At 59.9% G+C, this 17,381-nt stretch carries 11 protein-coding genes and 1 riboswitch; of the genes, 4 read left to right on the top strand and 7 right to left on the bottom strand.

Going from position 1 to position 17,381, the window contains the following annotated elements; genetic code table 11:
• Window positions 1-131: 131 nt before the first annotated feature.
• A complete protein-coding gene (locus CRD13_RS07590; protein WP_187401490.1) occupies window positions 132-1,517 on the bottom strand; it encodes a dipeptidase in 1,386 nt (461 codons plus the stop codon).
• Window positions 1,518-1,895: 378 nt separating this feature from the next.
• Here CRD13_RS07590 and groL point away from each other — a divergent pair, with 378 nt between their 5' ends.
• The gene (groL, locus tag CRD13_RS07595) at window positions 1,896-3,521 is read left to right on the top strand and encodes a chaperonin GroEL (RefSeq protein ID WP_038626677.1); all 1,626 of its coding nucleotides are present in this window, start codon (window positions 1,896-1,898) and stop codon (window positions 3,519-3,521) included.
• Window positions 3,522-3,865: 344 nt separating this feature from the next.
• On the opposite strand, the gene CRD13_RS07600 is transcribed toward groL, so the two are convergent.
• Window positions 3,866-4,342, bottom strand: coding sequence for a DIP1984 family protein (locus tag CRD13_RS07600; protein ID WP_049190643.1), 477 nt, complete (start codon window positions 4,340-4,342; stop codon window positions 3,866-3,868).
• 154 nt (window positions 4,343-4,496) lie between these two features.
• Here CRD13_RS07600 and ppk2 point away from each other — a divergent pair, with 154 nt between their 5' ends.
• A complete protein-coding gene (gene ppk2, locus CRD13_RS07605) occupies window positions 4,497-5,396 on the top strand; it encodes a polyphosphate kinase 2 (protein ID WP_005510168.1) in 900 nt (299 codons plus the stop codon).
• Window positions 5,397-5,681: 285 nt separating this feature from the next.
• On the opposite strand, the gene CRD13_RS07610 is transcribed toward ppk2, so the two are convergent.
• The gene (locus tag CRD13_RS07610; protein ID WP_187401491.1) at window positions 5,682-6,803 is read right to left on the bottom strand and encodes a Dyp-type peroxidase; all 1,122 of its coding nucleotides are present in this window, start codon (window positions 6,801-6,803) and stop codon (window positions 5,682-5,684) included.
• 209 nt (window positions 6,804-7,012) lie between these two features.
• Window positions 7,013-7,195: riboswitch (cobalamin riboswitch) on the top strand.
• 38 nt (window positions 7,196-7,233) lie between these two features.
• Between CRD13_RS07610 and metE the strand changes: the two genes are divergently transcribed.
• A complete protein-coding gene (gene metE, locus CRD13_RS07615) occupies window positions 7,234-9,543 on the top strand; it encodes a 5-methyltetrahydropteroyltriglutamate--homocysteine S-methyltransferase (RefSeq protein WP_187401492.1) in 2,310 nt (769 codons plus the stop codon).
• A 285-nt stretch (window positions 9,544-9,828) separates the two neighbouring features.
• Here metE and CRD13_RS07620 read toward each other — a convergent pair whose 3' ends face one another.
• The 4 genes from CRD13_RS07620 to CRD13_RS07635 all read right to left on the bottom strand — a co-directional run bounded on the left by CRD13_RS07620 (window position 9,829) and on the right by CRD13_RS07635 (window position 15,771).
• Window positions 9,829-13,875 carry a Pls/PosA family non-ribosomal peptide synthetase gene (locus CRD13_RS07620; RefSeq protein ID WP_187401493.1) on the bottom strand — a complete coding sequence of 1,349 codons (4,047 nt, stop codon included), beginning with the start codon at window positions 13,873-13,875 and terminating at the stop codon, window positions 9,829-9,831.
• Window positions 13,872-14,690 carry a MarR family winged helix-turn-helix transcriptional regulator gene (locus CRD13_RS07625; RefSeq protein WP_070862571.1) on the bottom strand — a complete coding sequence of 273 codons (819 nt, stop codon included), beginning with the start codon at window positions 14,688-14,690 and terminating at the stop codon, window positions 13,872-13,874. The genes CRD13_RS07620 and CRD13_RS07625 overlap by 4 nt, the downstream gene beginning before the upstream one ends.
• 157 nt (window positions 14,691-14,847) lie before the next feature.
• Window positions 14,848-15,144, bottom strand: coding sequence for a rhodanese-like domain-containing protein (locus tag CRD13_RS07630; protein ID WP_016421494.1), 297 nt, complete (start codon window positions 15,142-15,144; stop codon window positions 14,848-14,850).
• Between the two features lie 153 nt (window positions 15,145-15,297).
• Complete coding sequence (locus tag CRD13_RS07635) at window positions 15,298-15,771, bottom strand: inorganic diphosphatase (RefSeq protein ID WP_005510088.1); 474 nt, start codon at window positions 15,769-15,771, stop codon at window positions 15,298-15,300.
• Window positions 15,772-15,895: 124 nt separating this feature from the next.
• Between CRD13_RS07635 and dacB the strand changes: the two genes are divergently transcribed.
• Window positions 15,896-17,380 (top strand): D-alanyl-D-alanine carboxypeptidase/D-alanyl-D-alanine-endopeptidase, encoded by a 1,485-nt coding sequence (gene dacB, locus CRD13_RS07640; RefSeq protein WP_246824253.1) that lies wholly within the window; start codon window positions 15,896-15,898, stop codon window positions 17,378-17,380.
• Window position 17,381: the final 1 nt, after the last annotated feature.

Raw genomic sequence — 17,381 nt, forward strand, 5'->3', positions numbered from 1 at the left:
CTCCACCGGGGTTCGTAGCCTTCGCTACTCGAATAAGAATGTTCTGCTGCATGGGTGGAACCTTACTACAGGTAAAAGATGTGACACAAGTCATTCAATCAATATCTTTGGTGGATTCTTTGCTGTCCCCGTTAAATTCCGTTGACAGAGGCCAGGAAAACCGCCTCGCCAATAGCGATGTCGCGAATCTCGTTCGGGTCGACCGATTCATCAGCCGAGTGGATGCGAGCCTGTGGCTCCTCCACGCCGTAAAGCGCGATGTCAGCACCTGGTACGGCGTCCAGCAGGGTGGCGCACAGCGGAATTGAGGCGCCCTCGCCCATGCTTGCGGTCTCCTTGCCATAGGCGGCCGACAGGCTGTCAGCGACCAGTTGCACAACCTTGCCCTCAACGTTGGCCCGGAACGGGTTAGCCAGCTCGTCGCGTTCGACCGTCACCTTCACGCCCCACGGAGCATGTGCGCGCAGGTGATTTTCCAGCGCGTCCTGCGCCTCAGCCGGATCAACGCCGCCTGGGATGCGGAAGTTAATGTGCGCCATGGCGGTCGACGAAATCGCGTTGACAGCATTGGTTGCCGGTGGGCAGTCGATGCCGGTCACAATCACCGACGGGCGCGCCCAGGTCAGATCGGAGACGGAAGTGTCCTCGTTGCTAATCAGGCCCACTCCATTGAGCACGCCGGCGTCAGTGCGGAAAGTCTCTGGCGAGTAGTCCAGGCCCTCCCACCGCTGCGAGCAGTCCAGTCCATCAATAGAAGTAAAGCCATTTTCATCGCGCAGGCTGTCGAGCATGCGAATCAGTGCCGCCAGCGCATCCGGGGCTGCGCCGCCGAACATGCCCGAGTGAACCGGCTGCTCCAGCGCATCGACGCGTACTTCCACATCGGCGGTGCCGCGCAGAGTGGTCACGAGCGTCGGCTGGCCAACCTCGGCATTGCCGACATCCGCAATGAGGATGACGTCGGCGTCGAAAAGCTCTGGCTGTGTGGCGATGAGGTTGTTCAGGCCCGCCGACCCGCGCTCCTCGGAGCCCTCCACGATGAGTTTGATGTTTGGCATGTCGACGTGGCCCGCAAGAGCGTCGTCGCGCAGCGCGCGCAGCGCAGCCAGGTGCATGACCACGTTGCCCTTGCAGTCGGCAGTACCGCGGCCGTACCAGCGACCGTCGCGCTCGTCGAGTGTCCACGGATCTGCGGTCCAAGCGGACTCGTCGCCCGCCGGCTGGACGTCGTAATGGGAGTAGAGCAGTACGGTCTTCGCGCTTTCCGACGACGCGGGGACGAAACCCGACAGTGCAATCGAGCCGTCGACGGTGTGGTGCGCCTTCAGTTCGATGCCCAGCTCTGCGTACATCTTGGTAACCGCCTGAGCTGCGTCAATGCAAGCCTGTTTGGTTTCTTCGGTGCCGTGTACGGAAGGGAAAGCCACCAGCTCGGTCAGCTGGGTGCGGATGGTCTCGCGTTGGCTGGAGATGTGGTCTCGCAGGGCGTCCGTGAGTTCCTTATTAATAATGCTCATGTGCGACAGTGTAGGCGCACAACCATGATGACGTTGGGAGTGACGTCGGGAGTGGTATTGGCGTTGGGAGTTGCGGCGCTTAACCTTGCACTCGATGGGGTTGAGTGCTAAAAAAGTGAATTAGCACTTGCTCTAATTGAGTGCTAATAAAAACAACTTCACACCTTGTGTATGTGTGCGTTGTATGCGAGTTGCAGCAAACTGCAGCACATACTGCAGCGCAGGCTGAAACAAGTGTTGCAAAGTCGTTAAAAAGTACAGTGTTGACTCCGGTGATGGAGAGGGCGGCGCTTCCCTCGAATCACATGCCGTCGCGGGCGCCTGGGTCAACTTCCAATGTAAGTGCCACATAAATAGACGGAGGATTCTTCAAACCTCATGGCTAAGATGATTGCATTTGACGAGGAGGCCCGCCGCGGTCTCGAAACGGGTCTGAACACCCTGGCAGACGCTGTCAAGGTTACGCTGGGCCCGAAGGGTCGCAACGTAGTCCTCGAGCGCAAGTGGGGCGCACCGCTGATCACCAACGACGGTGTCTCCATTGCACGTGAAATCGAACTTGAGGATCCTTACGAGAAGATCGGCGCTGAGCTGGTCAAGGAAGTTGCCAAGAAGACCGACGATGTCGCTGGTGACGGTACTACTACCGCTACCGTTCTGGCTCAGGCTCTGGTTTCCGAGGGTCTGCGCAACGTTGCTGCTGGCTCCAACCCGATGGGCATCAAGCGCGGCATCGAGAAGGCTGTCACGGCTGTTACCGAGAAGCTCCTGGAGTCCGCTAAGGACATTGAGACCAAGGAGCAGATTGCTGCTACCGCTGGTATCTCCGCTGCTGACCCGGCTATCGGTGAGCTGATTGCCACCGCTATGGACAAGGTCGGCAAGGAAGGCGTCATTACCGTGGAAGAGGCCAACACCTTTGGTCTCGACCTGGAGCTGACCGAGGGTATGCGCTTCGACAAGGGCTACATCTCCGGTTACTTCGCCACTGACATGGAGCGCCAGGAGGCCGTTCTGGAGGATCCGTACATCCTCCTGGTTTCCGGCAAGATTTCCAACATCAAGGACCTGCTGCCGCTGCTGGAGAAGGTCATGCAGTCCGGCAAGCCGCTGCTGATCATTGCTGAGGACGTCGAGGGCGAGGCTTTGTCCACCCTGGTCGTCAACAAGATCCGCGGTACCTTCAAGTCTGTCGCTGTCAAGGCTCCGGGCTTCGGCGACCGTCGTAAGGCAATGCTGCAGGACATGGCTATCCTGACCGATGGCCAGGTCATCTCCGAGGAGGTCGGCCTGTCGCTCGAGACCGCTGACCTGCCGCTGCTGGGTCGCGCTCGCAAGGTGGTCGTCACCAAGGACGAGACCACTATCGTCGAGGGCGCTGGCGAGCAGTCCGCTATCGAGGGCCGCGTCAACCAGATCCGCGCTGAGATCGAGAACTCCGACTCCGACTACGACAAGGAGAAGCTGCAGGAGCGCCTGGCTAAGCTCGCCGGCGGTGTTGCAGTTATCAAGGCTGGCGCCGCAACTGAGGTCGAGCTCAAGGAGCGCAAGCACCGCATTGAGGATGCCGTCCGTAACGCAAAGGCTGCTGTGGAAGAGGGCATCGTCGCAGGTGGCGGTTCCGCACTGCTGCAGGTCTCGCACGTGCTTGACGACGAGCTGGGTCTGACCGGCGACGAGGCAACCGGTGTCCGCATCGTGCGTGCGGCTCTCGCAGCTCCGCTGCGCCAGATTGCTCTGAACGCTGGTTTCGAGGCCGGCGTCGTTACCGAGAAGGTTGCTTCCCTGCCGCAGGGTGAAGGCCTGAACGCTGCTACCGGCGAGTACATCGACCTGATGGAAGCTGGCATCAACGACCCGGTGAAGGTTACCCGCTCCGCACTGCAGAATGCCGCTTCCATTGCGGCTCTGTTCCTGACCACCGAGGCTGTTGTCGCTGACAAGCCGGAACCGGCTATGCCGGCAATGCCGGGTGGCGACGAGATGGGCGGCATGGGCTTCTAAAAGAGGTCCCGACTGCTTGAGTTAGCCTAAAAAGCGCCGCTGAGGGAAATCCTCAGCGGCGCTTTTTGCTGTGTAACTTGAGAAAGTTTTAAGTCCCCGAACCCACCCTCGTTGCATCAGACGCCTCAGCGCTTGGTAGTGAAAAATAACCGATGATCTGTACCCATGTACGCAATGACGAGGACTGTCTGTTATTAATCCTGCTGCCTCAGTACAGGTGAGATCTTTAGGTGTCCCTTTAAGGCCAGAGACAGGCCGTCGCGCTCGCCGACAATCTGGATGCAACTACCGACTTATCAAAATGTGAAATTCTTCTGGTTTCGCTACCGAACCCTGCCACTTTGCTATTCGGCCGGCTTATTCGCGGCCTCGATAAGCTCGGTTGACCAGTTCGCCTGCTGAATACGGGTATCCAAGTCCCGGTATTCCTTCGCCGCCTTGTCGGCTTTCTGGCGCAGCGACCGGATATCCACAGTGGCGACATAGCGAATCTCCGAAGCTGAGTATCGATCCCGCCGACCCGAGCCCTGATCGGCTGCGGAGGTGTAGAACCGCCGCCGTGTTAGCAGGTGGTCGCGCTTCGCAAGTGCGTCGCTAAGCGTTCCGTCCTCGAAGGCAGTAGCGGAATTCGTTGCGTTAATCGAGCGCACCAGCCATTCGAAGCGCGCCATCAGACGCTCGGCTTCGGCAATAAGCGCTTGCGGATCTTCATCAGGCGTATCGCCTTCCTGCACCTGCGCCACCAGCGCGAGACGGCGATTAATCTCAGCCAGCCGGTCGGAAACTTCGGATCGTGCGGCAAGAGCCTCGGATAACAACATGGCATTTATTGTACGCGCAGTGCTTATCGACGGTCGCTGCGTGCAGTCCCACCCCCTCAATTTCGGTAAGACGGAACGTTAACTGCTGGGAAATTGCAGGTAAGGGCACCCGCATGGGGGACGTGTGGTAGAGAAATTCAGTAGGATAAGGGGTATGGCTGACAAGAATGAAGAGGAATTCCACATCGTCGATTTGGCGAAGACCGAAGGTTACGTCGTCGATGATTCTGATGAGGACGATCCGGTACTGGTCACTCCAGACGGTGAGCGGGTTGATACCTGGCGCGATGGCTACCCGTACGAGGAGCGCATGACGCGCAAGGAATACGAGTCTATTAAGAGGAAGCTGCAGATTGAGCTTCTGAAGTGGCAGAACTGGACCAAGGAAACTGGTCAGAAGCACATCATCCTCTTCGAAGGCCGTGACGCCGCTGGTAAGGGCGGTACCATTAAGCGCTTTAACGAGCACCTGAATCCGCGTGGTGCTCGAACTGTGGCTCTGGAAAAGCCGTCGCCGCGTGAGTCCACCTCGTGGTACTTCCAGCGCTATATTGAGCATTTTCCGTGCGCTGGCGAAATCGTCTTCTTCGACCGTTCTTGGTACAACCGTTCGGGCGTTGAGCGCGTGATGGGTTTCTGTACTGAGTCTCAGCATGCAGAGTTCCTGCGTGAGGTTCCGATGCTGGAGAACATGATTCTGGGCTCCGGTATTTCGCTGACCAAGCTGTGGTTCTCTGTGACCCAGAAGGAGCAGCGCACTCGCTTCGCAATTCGCCAGGTTGACCCGGTACGTCAGTGGAAGCTCTCTCCGATGGACCTCGCTTCGTTGGATCGTTGGGGTGACTACACCCGCGCAAAGGAAGAGCAGTTCCGCTATACGGATACCGATGAGTCCCCGTGGATTACCATTAAGTCCAACGACAAGAAGCGTGCCCGCATCAACGCGATGCGTTACGTGCTGAGCAAGTTTGAGTACACGGAGAAGGACCACGAGCTGGTTGGTACTCCGGACCCGAAGATTGTTAAGCGTGGCCGTGACCAGATTGGTGACTAGCTCGGTGGTCCGTGACTGACAAAGTTCTTGTCTAGAAGAAACGCCCGTAGGAGTGCTCAGGCACTCGGCGGGCGTTTTCTTATGGCTGGCGGCGGCGGGGCGATGCCCTTACGGCTGACGACGGCGGGCCAGTGCAAGTTAGTGACTGAGTTTATGTCAAAAACGGCCAGAAAATTGGCCCGAAAGTGTCATAAACTAGGTCAGTTTCACATTTGCAGCCCGTCAGATTTTAGTCCGTCAGGCCTTAGCCCGCCAAGTCAGTTTTTCGCCGCCAGCTTGCAGCCTCTACCCCTCAATCAACTCCTGTCCCCAGTAAGAATCAGGGGTAGTGCCAGGGGCGATCCAATACACAGCGGAGCCGATGTGACGGTTCCACTCATTGAGCAAATCGCCGCGATCCAAACGGGCCTGGATTGCACTGAATTGGTTGTCCGGGTTCTTCTGGAATGCAACCCAGACCAGGCCAACGTTCGGTCCTTCGAACGGGAAGGCCGGCTCACCGGGCTGGTCTTCGTAGGCATAGGCGCGGCGACGCAGGGCGTCGTCAGGCTGACCATCCTGCTCACGGGAAAGCGCCAAGTGAGACTGGCGGTGGATGAGGTACTCGCCCTGGTCATCGACGGCGTCCATGTCCTCTTCATCGAACTCGTCATTGCCGCCGGAAAGAGGAGCACCGGTGTGGAAGTCACGACCGATAACGATGGAACGATCGTCGGTGCTGAGCTCATCCCAATTGTTCAAGTCGAGCGCAATACGGCGAACAACCATCACGCACGAGTTGTTAATCGCCTTGTCCTTGGAGTCAATCCACACCTGTTCGGACCATTCCTCCGGAGTGGACGGGTTGACGGTGCCGTCGAGCTGGCCCAGCGGGTTGCGTGGGGTAGCGCCGTGAGGCTGCGAACCCCAGGCGTAGGAAAAGCCCTTCTGGAACCACTTCACGCGAGCCCACGGAGCCGCCTTCTTTTCCAGTAGACGGGACGCGGCCGAAACGGTGACGAGGTCATCACCACACAACTGCAGAGCGAAGTCAGACTGACCCCACTCAGGGCGGAGCATGTCATGCTGGAATGACGGGATATCGTGCAGACCAGCCGGCTTGCGCCCTGGTTTGCCGAGGACGTCGAAGATGCGCTCACCGAAACCGGCTGTGATAGTCAGGTTTGCAGTGGCTGCAACCATTTCCGGTTCCAGATACCCCTCGATGTCCTGGCCTTGGGTGAGGCGGCGGGCAACGTCGGTAAGCGAGGAGAACAGTTCCTTCAAATCTGCTGCGTCGATGCCGTCCTTCAAATCGAATGCGACAAGGCGAAGATGTGCCTGACCGGGCTGTTCAACGCCTGACTGGACCGGGCCATCGAACGGAATCTTGGCGCCCCTCAGAGTAATTTCGGAAGCCTGTGTCACTCGAGGTCACTCCTTGAAAAGAGGTGGGATAAATAGCTTTTATGACTACGAGCTTAATCACTTTGGCCCCAGCAGGAGAGCATCAAAGCAAAGGCTCGGGGAGGGGGCTAAGTGAATGAGATATTTGTATATTGCGATATACTTCACATCCACAGCCGCCTCGAAGGTGTTCATTAAGGAAAGTGCTGCATATCGCACGTTTTCCGCGCAAGGTGTGTTTTGAGCCTAGCGCGCATAAGACCTTCGAGTTATGCAGGGGAATCCCGGTGCAAGTCCGGAACTGTCCCGCAACGGTAAGCATCACTGCCAGAGCTTTGGTTTATCCGACGCGTTGATAACCAATCTTGCAGTGATGACAAGTCCGAATGCCTGCCGGTTGTGCAATTTCATATCCGATGCTGATCACGACTGACGAGGAAATCACGAGATCATGGCAATTCACGCAACCCTCGCGGGCATTCCGCGGATAGGGCGTAATCGTGAGCTCAAAAGAGCTCTGGAAAACTACTGGCGCGACCCGGCGACCGGCGGCCTGCTGGCCGCTACGGCGCGCAACACTGTCAATAGCTACATTGGCGCAGCGCTGAAGGCAGGAATCGACTCGGTTCCGACAATTGGGCGCTCGTTCTACGACTCCATGCTGGATACATCGGCGCTGCTCGGAGTGCTTCCAGCCCGCTTCCAGAATGTCCCGAAAACGGACGGTTCCAACCTACCGGAATGGATCAACCACTACTTCGCCGCCGCTCGCGGTACGAAGACGCAACCGGCATCCGCAATGACCAAGTGGTTCGACACTAATTACCACTACATTGTTCCGGAGCTGTCAGCCGATACTGAATTTACCTCTGACCTCACTGACTGGTTGGACGATTCCTGCAGCTTGAACAATGGCGCCACCACCATGCTGCGCCCTCATTTGATTGGTCCTGTGACCTACTTGAGCCTGTCGCGTACCGACGATGATTCGAACCCACTTGGCCTTTTGGAAAAGTTGACCGATGCGTACGCGGAAATCATCGCTCAACTGGGGGATAAGGGCTTTGAGTGGATTCAGCTCGATGAGCCAGTATTGGTCACTGACCTCGATGAAGTGACTCTTGCTAGGACTCGCCAGGCCTACGAGAAGTTGGCCGGCGTGGCGGAGTCTGCGAATACCAAGTTGTGGGTGCAGACCTACTTTGGTGATGGTGATCAGGCGCTGGAAACCCTTTCTGGCACAGGCGTGCAGGCCATTGGTTGCGACCTGGTAGCAGGTAGCTTTGAGTTGCCGCATTGGACCGGCAAGGAACTGCTGGTTGCGGGCATTGTTGATGGGCGTAATGTGTGGCGCACCGACTTGGATGCAGCTCTGGCGACGCTGGAGAAGCTGGCAGCCCGAGGCCCCATCGCGGTGTCGACTAGCTGTTCGCTGCTACATGTCCCGTACTCCCTGACCTCGGAAAACCCGAGCGAAGAAGATGCCGAGGTGCTGCAGTGGCTGGCCTTCGGCGATGAGAAAATTGCCGAGGTGACCCTTTTGGCGAGGGCGCTTGATGCCAAGTTGAATGACCGCCAACTCGATGCCGCGGATTTGAAGGTGTTGAGGGAGTCCCGGGCAGCACTGGCATCGAGGGCAGAGTCGAAGCGGATTGTTAAGCCTGAAGTTCGTGAAGCTTTGGCGGCAATCGAGGATAGCGACCGTAACCGTTCCCCGTTTGCGGCTCGCCAGGCGGCTCAGGCTGAGGCCCTTAACCTGCCTCCGCTGCCGACCACCACAATCGGTTCCTTCCCGCAGACCAATAGCATTCGTCGTGCACGTGCGCAGTTGCGCGCGGGAGAGCTCACCCCAGTCGACTACGAATCAGCAATGCTCGCTGAAATTCGATGCTCCATTGAGCAGCAGGAAGAATTGGGACTCGATGTGCTGGTTCACGGCGAACCTGAGCGCAATGACATGGTGCAGTACTTCTCGGAGCAGCTGGACGGCTACCTCGCGACCGCCAATGGCTGGGTCCAAAGCTATGGTTCCCGCTGCGTGCGGCCGCCGATTCTCTACGGTGATATCACCAGGCCAGAGCCAATGACGGTGCAGTGGTACAAGGCAGCGGCAAACATGACTGACCTTCCCGTCAAGGGAATGCTCACCGGGCCGGTGACCATGTTGGCATGGTCGTTTGTCCGTGATGACCAGCCCATCGGTGACACTGCGGATAACGTTGCGCTGGTTTTGCGCGATGAGATTGCAGATCTCGTGGCCGCTGGAGCGCAAATCGTGCAGGTCGATGAGCCAGCCATTCGCGAGTTGCTGCCCCTGAATGAAGCGGACCAGCCCGCCTACCTGAAGTGGGCCGTAGGTTCCTTCCGTCTGGCTACCTCTGGTGTGGCTGACGACATTCAGATTCACACGCATATGTGCTACTCGGACTTCAATGAGCTTATCGACACCGTCGATGATCTCAACGCCGATGTCACGTCCATCGAAGCAGCTCGCAACGGTATGCAGGTGCTCGCAGCGCTGAAGGATGAGGGATACGTTCGGGGGATTGGTCCAGGTGTCTGGGACATCCACTCGCCTCGCGTGCCGACGGACGGAGAAGTCAGCCAGCTCGTGGAAGATGCGCTCGAAAGTGTTGACCCCAGCTTGCTGTGGATTAATCCGGACTGTGGTCTAAAGACCCGAGGTTGGGAAGAGGTTACGGCTTCACTGAAAGTATTGGTAGCCGCAGCTCAGCAGGCTCGGTTGCAGCTAGCAGAGTAAGTCGCGAACTGCATAGCCGCAAAATAAATAGTGGGTTAAGTAGCAAAAAGTGTGTCCGCTCGGCGTGTCGCCGGGTGGGCACCTTTTGCTACTTAGCCCTACTTAGCCCCAATGCGAGTTAGTGACCTCGGTTATGGCTGGCAGCGGGCCAATGGAGTTACTGACCGCGTTTATAGCAAAAATTGTCCGAAAAATGGCTTGAAAGTGTCATAAACTCTCACAGTTTCACATTTGCAGCCCGTTGTGCCTACCAGGCTCCTACCTAAGCCCCCCACTCAATCCGGGCTACTTCTTGGCCACCACTGGCTCAATTGGGTTACCTCGCCAGGAGGTGTGCGCAGGAACATGGTCACCGCGCATGACGAGAGAACCGGGTTCGACGCGGCAGCCGTCGTCAAGCACAGATGCCGGCAGTGCGACTGAGTGCGGTCCCAGCACGGAGCCGTGTCCGATGTGGACGGTGTCGAGCGTCATCACACGGTCGGTGAACAGGTGCGTCTGAACGACACAACCGCGGCCGACAGAGGCACCCCGCGCGATGGTGACCAGGTCGGTCTCGGGCAGCCAGTACGTCTCCAGCCACACGCCGTGGCCGACGTTTGCGCCGAGCAGACGCATCGCGCGTGCGATACCGCCGGTGGCCATCGCCGGGTTCAGGTACCACGGCGCGGCGACCATTTCGACGAATGCATCCTGCAGCTCGTTGAGCCAGACGAACTTGCTCCACAATGGGTGATCACCGGGCTTGTGCTTGCCGACGCACACCCACTTGGCCACGACCGTGACCAACAGCCCCAGCACACCAACAATCAGCAGCACGGCAGGGGAGAGCAGCCACGCGACCACCAGGCCGAGCAGGGCAGCGTTGACGCCACCTGCAGTGACCAACTCCGCGGTGAACATGCCAATTCCCTGCAGACTCAACAACGTGATTGTTGCCAGCATGAGAGAGACCATCGGCGCCAGGATGCGCAGCGTTTCGACAATGCCGCGGGCGACCTTCAATCCCGTAGTCGGACGGTAGGTCTGCGCTGACTCATCGCTGGAGACGGTGCCCACGCGGCGCATGCGCTCTGGCGGCGAACCCCACCAGTTGGAGCCGGACTTGGTCTTCTTCGGGGTAGAGGACAGCACGGCCACCAGCGAGTTCTTCGCCAGCTTGCGTTCCGGAAGCGTGATGCCGGAGTTGCCCAGGAAGGCGCGCTTGCCGATGCGGGAGTCGCCCACCAGCAGCCAACCACCGCCGAGCTCGTAGCTGCCGACCATGGTGTCGTCAGCCAAGAAGGACTCGTCCTTGACGTGCAAGAACTTCGGAATACCGATCGCGGTGGAGACTTCGCTGTCGTGACCAATTTGGGCGCCCAGTGCACGCAGCCACAGCGGCGTCAGCATGGAGGCGTAGATGAAAAATAGGTCGTGACGGGCAGCGTCCATCAGGCGAATTGTCGCCCAGGACTGCCAACCCACGCGCGAACGCACCGGGAACACTCCCGGCTTCAGACCGATGCTGAACAGGCGCACGAGAATCAGCGTCAGCAGGGCATACACCGCAACACCGACGAAGGTGGCGGGAATAGTCCACAGCACGGCACTGCCCAGCGTTGACCAGAGATTCGAGGTGGCTAGCTCGGTGGTGCCGTCGATAAGCCCCGTGCCCCAACCGATGACAGCAGCCATCGCGACCGCAGCGGACAGCGGCACCAATGTCAGCAAGACAGCGGTGAGACCGTAGATAGCCACCCAGTGGCGGCGAGCCGGCGGAACTTCCTCCGGGAAGCGGTGCTTGGACCGACCGACCTTGCGAGCCGGGGAACCCGACCAGCGCGCGCCAGCCTTGACCTTCTTCTCGCCGGTGACGGTGGAACCCGCCTCGATGTGAGCGTCATTGCCAATACGCGCGCCGGGCAGCAGCGTTGAACGGGCACCGATGCGGGCGTGCTTGCCAATAGTGACCTCGCCGACGTGGACGACATCGCCATCGACCCAGTATCCGGACAGGTCTACCTCCGGCTCGATCGAGCAGTAATCATCCAGTTTGACCAGACCCGTCACCGGCGGCAGCGCGTGCAGATTCACACCCTTACCAATGCGGGCACCCAGCATGCGGGCGTACCACAGCACGAACGGAGCGCCCGCCACAGAGTGGGCGCCAGAGCTCTCCGCCAGGCGTTCGGCCGCCCATAGCCGCAGGTGTACCGAACCGCCACGCGGGTAATCACCCGCGGTGATGTTGCGCGTGAGCAGGCGTGTCGTCGCCGCGTTGATGGGCATGACCCCCAGCGGGGTCAGGAACAGCACGGCCAGTACGGCCACCAACCAGCCTGGTAGCGCCAGCGGTCCGCCGATAACCCAGTTGATAATCGCAAGCCACGTTACCCAGCGCATGCCACGTGCCCACTGCAATGGCACCATGAGGCCCACCTGGGCCCAACGGGTCTTACGGGAGACAGGCGTCGGCTCGGGCACCTTTTCCAGGTGAGCGGTGGGGTCGCTGGCGTCGTCGGCAAGCATGTCGTCGCTGATGAAACCGCGCGCGACTAGCTCTTCGGCGAGATTGCCCAGGCGCGGGTGGTCGTAGAGGTCGCGCACGGCGACTTGCGGGGCGCGCTGACGAATGCGCGCGATGACGCTCGCCGCCGCCAGGGACGTGCCGCCCAGGGCAAAGAAGTCCGAGGCCGCGCCGGGCGCAGGTACGGACAGCACGTCCGCCCAGATATCGGACAGCCACTTCTCCACAGGGCTCAGCTTGTCGACGTCGCCCTCACCCGCACGCGCAGGCAGTGGCCACGGCAACGCCGCCTTGTCGACCTTGCCGGAGGTACGAACCGGCAGCTCATCCATGATGTGCAGGCGTGGCACCATCGCGGCTGGCATGGCATCGCGGAGGGTGTCCATGCACTTGTCGTAGTCCATGGCTGCGGCGTCGCCACCGGCGCCGACGTAGCCGACCAGGATGGAGTCGCCAGCACCGGTCTTCTGCACCACGACAGTCGCCTGAGTAGCGCCGGGGAGGGCAGCCAGGTGCGCCTCGACCTCGCCGAGCTCAATACGGCGCCCGCCGATTTTCACCTGATCGTCGACGCGGCCGGTGAAGTACAGTCCGCCCTCATCCATGATGACGTGGTCGCCGGTGCGGTACGCGCGCTCCCAGCCCAGGGCTGGCAGCGGCGCGTACTTCTCGGCGTCCTTCTCCGGATCCAAGTAGCGCGCGAGTCCCACACCGCCGATGACTAGCTCACCCTTCGTGCCCGGTGGGACGGGGTTGCCCTCCTCGTCGATAACGGTGAGGTCCCAGCCGTCCAGAGGAAAACCAATGGTCACGGGCTTGCCAGGCTTCAGCTCGATGCCGGAGGCCACGACGGTGGCCTCGGTGGGGCCGTAGGTGTTCCACATCTCGCGCTCAGGGGTGGACAGGCGCTCGACCAGCTCTTGCGGGCAGGCTTCGCCACCGACGATGAGTAGGCGCACGCTGTCGAGTGCTTCAGCGGGCCACAGGCCGGCCAGTGTTGGGACCGTGGAAACGGCCGTGATGTGGCGGGAAATCAGCCATGGGCCCAGGTCTACACCGGAGCGCACCAGCGAACGTGGGGCCGGCACCAGGCAGGCGCCATTTCGCCAGGCCAGCCACATTTCCTCACAGGAGGCGTCGAAGGCGACGGACAGGCCGGCGAGAACGCGGTCGTCCGGGCCGAGCGGCCCTTCCGGGTGGTTGGCCAAGAACCAGCGGGCCTCCGCATCGACAAAAGCGGCGGCGCTGCGGTGGGTGACCGCCACGCCCTTGGGCTTACCGGTGGAGCCAGAGGTGAAAATAATCCAGCAGTCATCGTCAGGAGTGGGCTCCTGCGAGATGATCTCGCGTGCGTTCGGCGGCGTCGGTTCCGTCTCTTCCTCGTCGGAGTCGGTGTCGGAGTCCAGCGGGCGGGGGCGATTACGCGCCGTAGAGCCAGCCAAATGTAGGCCTTCAGCATCGAAGTAACCGGCGATACCGACCTCGCCGAAGACCATTTCGGCACGCTCGTCGGGGTCGTCCGCATCCACCGGAACGTAGGCGGCACCGGCAGCCATGATGGACAAAATTGCCAGGTAGAGCTCGCGGCTTCCCGACGGCATCCGCACACCAATGCGGTCGCCGCGACGGATGCCCTGTTCGTAGAGCCACGTAGCTGTGGAATCAATCTCGTTGATCAATTCCGCATACGTGACGACAACCTCGCCGTCATCGATGGCCTCAGCCTCAGGGAACCTTCGCGCGGTCGCCCGGACAATGTCAATGAGTGTGCGCTCAAGCGGCTGTTCCGTAGCACGTAGGAACTTCGCTTCAGTGGTTGTCACTTGAGAGCCCCCTTCTTATTCTTCTTGCGCTTTTTCTTCTTCTTCGACTTCTTCCGTTTAGGACGCTGGGAATCGCTTGACGACGTCGCCTGCGTCTTATTCTCCGCCATGTCCTTGGTGTCTGTCTCAGTGGCCGTGACCTCTGGGGTAGCGGTCTCAGGGTTTTTCGCGCCGGAGTCAGTTTCGGGGCTTGCAGCGGAGTCGTCGGCAAGCGATGCAAGCAGCGCGCGTACCTCGGGTGCGCATTCGGCGACGGCGGCGCGCTCGGCTCTGCGGAGTGAGCGTCGCAGAGATGCGCGGGTAGTGTTGCCCGTTTCTGTCAGTGCGATGAGCTGGCGGCGACGATCCTTGGAGTCTCGGGTGCGCTCGACTAGATTTGCCGACTCCAGAGAGTCAATCAGGCGAACCATGTCCGAGCGGTCCATGCCGAGCAGCGCGCTCAGCTCGGTTTGAGCCATGTCGCCGCCATCGGCGATGGCCTCCAGAACCCAATAACCGCGGATGGAAATCGACTCAATCTGAGTGCGGCCAAGAGCCGCGTTGACGCTGGCACGGACAGCCGCATCGAGCTGTGCCAGGCACCAGGACGCGGATTTGCGCAGGGCGGCCGGTGCGACGGCGGGTTCGCTTGCGGAGCCGGGCTTGCACTTGGACTTAGCGCTGGCCTTGTTTTTGGCTTTCGCTCCCTTGCGAGCCTTCTTCGCCTTGGTGCCGCTCTGTGCGTCGACAGCAGACACCTTCGCGTCTACGTCGGCTGCCACACCACCGCTGGTGTCGGCTGAGTCCGCCGAGGAAAGTACGGATGAATCAGACATACTTCCCATACTAGACAATCTGGGGAACCGTCAATAATGGGACATGGCCAACTAATAATGTCCCTGTTTGCCTGCGGATTGTTAGAAGGTCTGTGCTTTGGGGTGGGTAGATAAAAGAAAAACTGCCCTGCGGGTAGGCAGGGCAGTTGTAGTTGGTTTAGTTGGCCTTCTCCATTGGGCGGCCGAAGTGCTCCCAGTCGATCATGCCGCCGGTGATGACGATGGTGTCGATACCGTTCTTCTCCAACCAGGAAGAAACCTGAGCGGCACGTCCACCGGAGCGGCACATCAGGTAAATGTCGGAATCCAAATCCAGCTCGCCGTAGCGGGACGGAATCTCTTCCATGGGGATGTGAACGGCGCCGGTGGCGTGGCCGTCATCCCACTCCATCTGTGAGCGGACGTCAATGATCTGTGCGTCTTCGGGTACTTCGGATACGTTTACGGTTTCCATAGTGCGCACTATACGCAATCTGGCCTTATCGCCGGAAGCACAAAGGCCGCCGGAGGAAAACTCCGACGGCCGTAGCGCTGAATCACGGGAACTGCGTCAAAGGTGCGAGCCCCAGAAAGGGAGATTGGCTAGCGCAATTTTTACTTGTGGCTCTTACTTGTGGCGCTCGATAGCCTCAGCCAGGATGCGCTCAGCCTCAGCCTTGTCGCCCCAGCCCGAACCGGAAACTTCCTTGCCCGGCTCCAGGTCCTTGTAGTGGACGAAGAAGTGCTCAATCTCGTCCTTGGTGAACTGGGAAACATCGTCGATGTCCTGGTAGTGGTCGAAGCGGACATCATCCAGGACGCACAGCAGCTTGTCGTCGCCGCCGGCCTCGTCGGTCATCTTGAAAACGCCGAGCGGACGAGCCTTGACAATAACGCCCGGGAAAACCGGCTCCGGCAGGATCACGAGAGCGTCCAACGGGTCGCCATCCTCGCCGAGGGTTTCATCGATGAAGCCGTAGTCGGCCGGGTAGGCCATTGGGGTGAACAGGTAGCGGTCGAGGTAGACCTTGCCGGTCTCGTGGTCGACTTCGTACTTGTTGCGCTGACCCTTCGGGATCTCAATAGTGACCTCAACGCTCACGGCGATGACTCCTTATAATCGGTGTACACTTCTCTGACGGCTATCTTATGCGAAACCCGCTCAAAACCGTTTATTTGTGCACCTTAAGTGAGGTTTTGTTTTCAGGAAGAAGGTGTTTGTGACCGTGGGTAGTACCGACTCTGACAGCTCCAAAACCGCCGCTAAGGGCACGCAAAAATCGCCCAGTTCCGTAAAATCCGGCAAATCCAAGAAGTCGCGCGGACTGAAAATCGGCGGTGCCATCGCCGGTGTTCTCGTTATCGCAGCGGGCAGCGGCGTAGCGGTTGTCGTCAATAACAATCGTCAGATTGTTGTCGATGCACCGCCCGCGGTCAGTCATGTCTCTGCTCCTGTGACGGCGGCGCAGTCTTCGCTTGACGACGGCGCTCTGGCCCAAAAAGTCAGCGCCATCATGGACGCTGCTGCGGCCGATCCAGCCTTCGGTGAGCTGCATGGAATTGTTAGCGATGCTACTACCGGCCAGAAACTGTGGGGGATCAATGACACCGCGGTGGCCATGCCGGCGTCCAGCATGAAGATTCTCACTGCGGCTGCCGCACTGTTGGACTTAGGTGAAGATCATCGGGTTTCCACCCGCGTCTCCCGGGTTACGGGGACTAACGACATCGTTTTGCACGGCGGGGGTGACCCCACCTTAAGCAAGGACGGGGAAGGGTTCTTCCAGGACTCGGCTTCAATCGCTGAGTTGGCGAAAAAGATTTCCGTGGTCATTCCGGAGGGGGTCGGCAAGGTTTATCTCGACAACTCTCTATTCACCGAGAGTTTCCACGAGACCTGGGAGCGTGCGGGGCTGGAGGACGGCTACATCGCACCGGTGGAGTCGGTGATGATGGACGCCGGTCGTATCGATCCGACGAATGAAGAATCGCAGCGCAGCGCCACGCCCGCCGCGGATGCCGCTGATGCACTGGCCAAGGCGCTTGGTGCGGAAAACGGAGGCAGCCTGAGGGATGCGGCCAAGGATGGTCAGTCACTGCCTCTGGATCCAGACCCCGTCGCGCTCGTGCAGTCGGCACCGCTGGTTACCCGTGTGCACGAGATGATGAACTATAGCGACAACGTGCTTGCCGAGTCCATTGCCCGTGAGGTGGCTATCTCTCGCGGTCTGCCGCCGACCTTTGAGGGGGCCGCACGTGCCGTGCGTGACACTCTCTCGGAGCACGGTTTTCCTCTCGATCGCGCGGTGCTGTCGGACTCCAGCGGCCTGAGCACGGATAACCGTATTTCTCCGCAGCATCTCTCCGAGGTGCTTAATTCGGCCGCGGGTCCGGTGGAATCGGCCGAGCAGGGGGGACTGGCGGAGTCGCAGGAGTCGTCGGAAAGCACTGCGTTGCGGTTGCGCCCACTGTTGGACAGCCTGCCGGTGGCGGCAGTGTCCGGCACTCTGGCGACGCGCTTTGCTGGTCAGTCCGGGGCGGGCATCGTCCGTGCGAAGACAGGCACGCTGAATAAAGCCTCGGCGTTGGCGGGATATGTGGTGACGAAGTCGGGGCAGGTGCTGACGTTCGCACTGATTTCCAACGAGGCGAGCCTGTTGCCGGCAAGAGCTGCGTCCGATAAGGCAGCGAGCGCCCTTGCGGATATCTAAA

This window comes from Corynebacterium sp. LK26 (assembly GCF_014335085.1).
Lineage (GTDB): Bacteria > Actinomycetota > Actinomycetes > Mycobacteriales > Mycobacteriaceae > Corynebacterium > Corynebacterium jeikeium_D.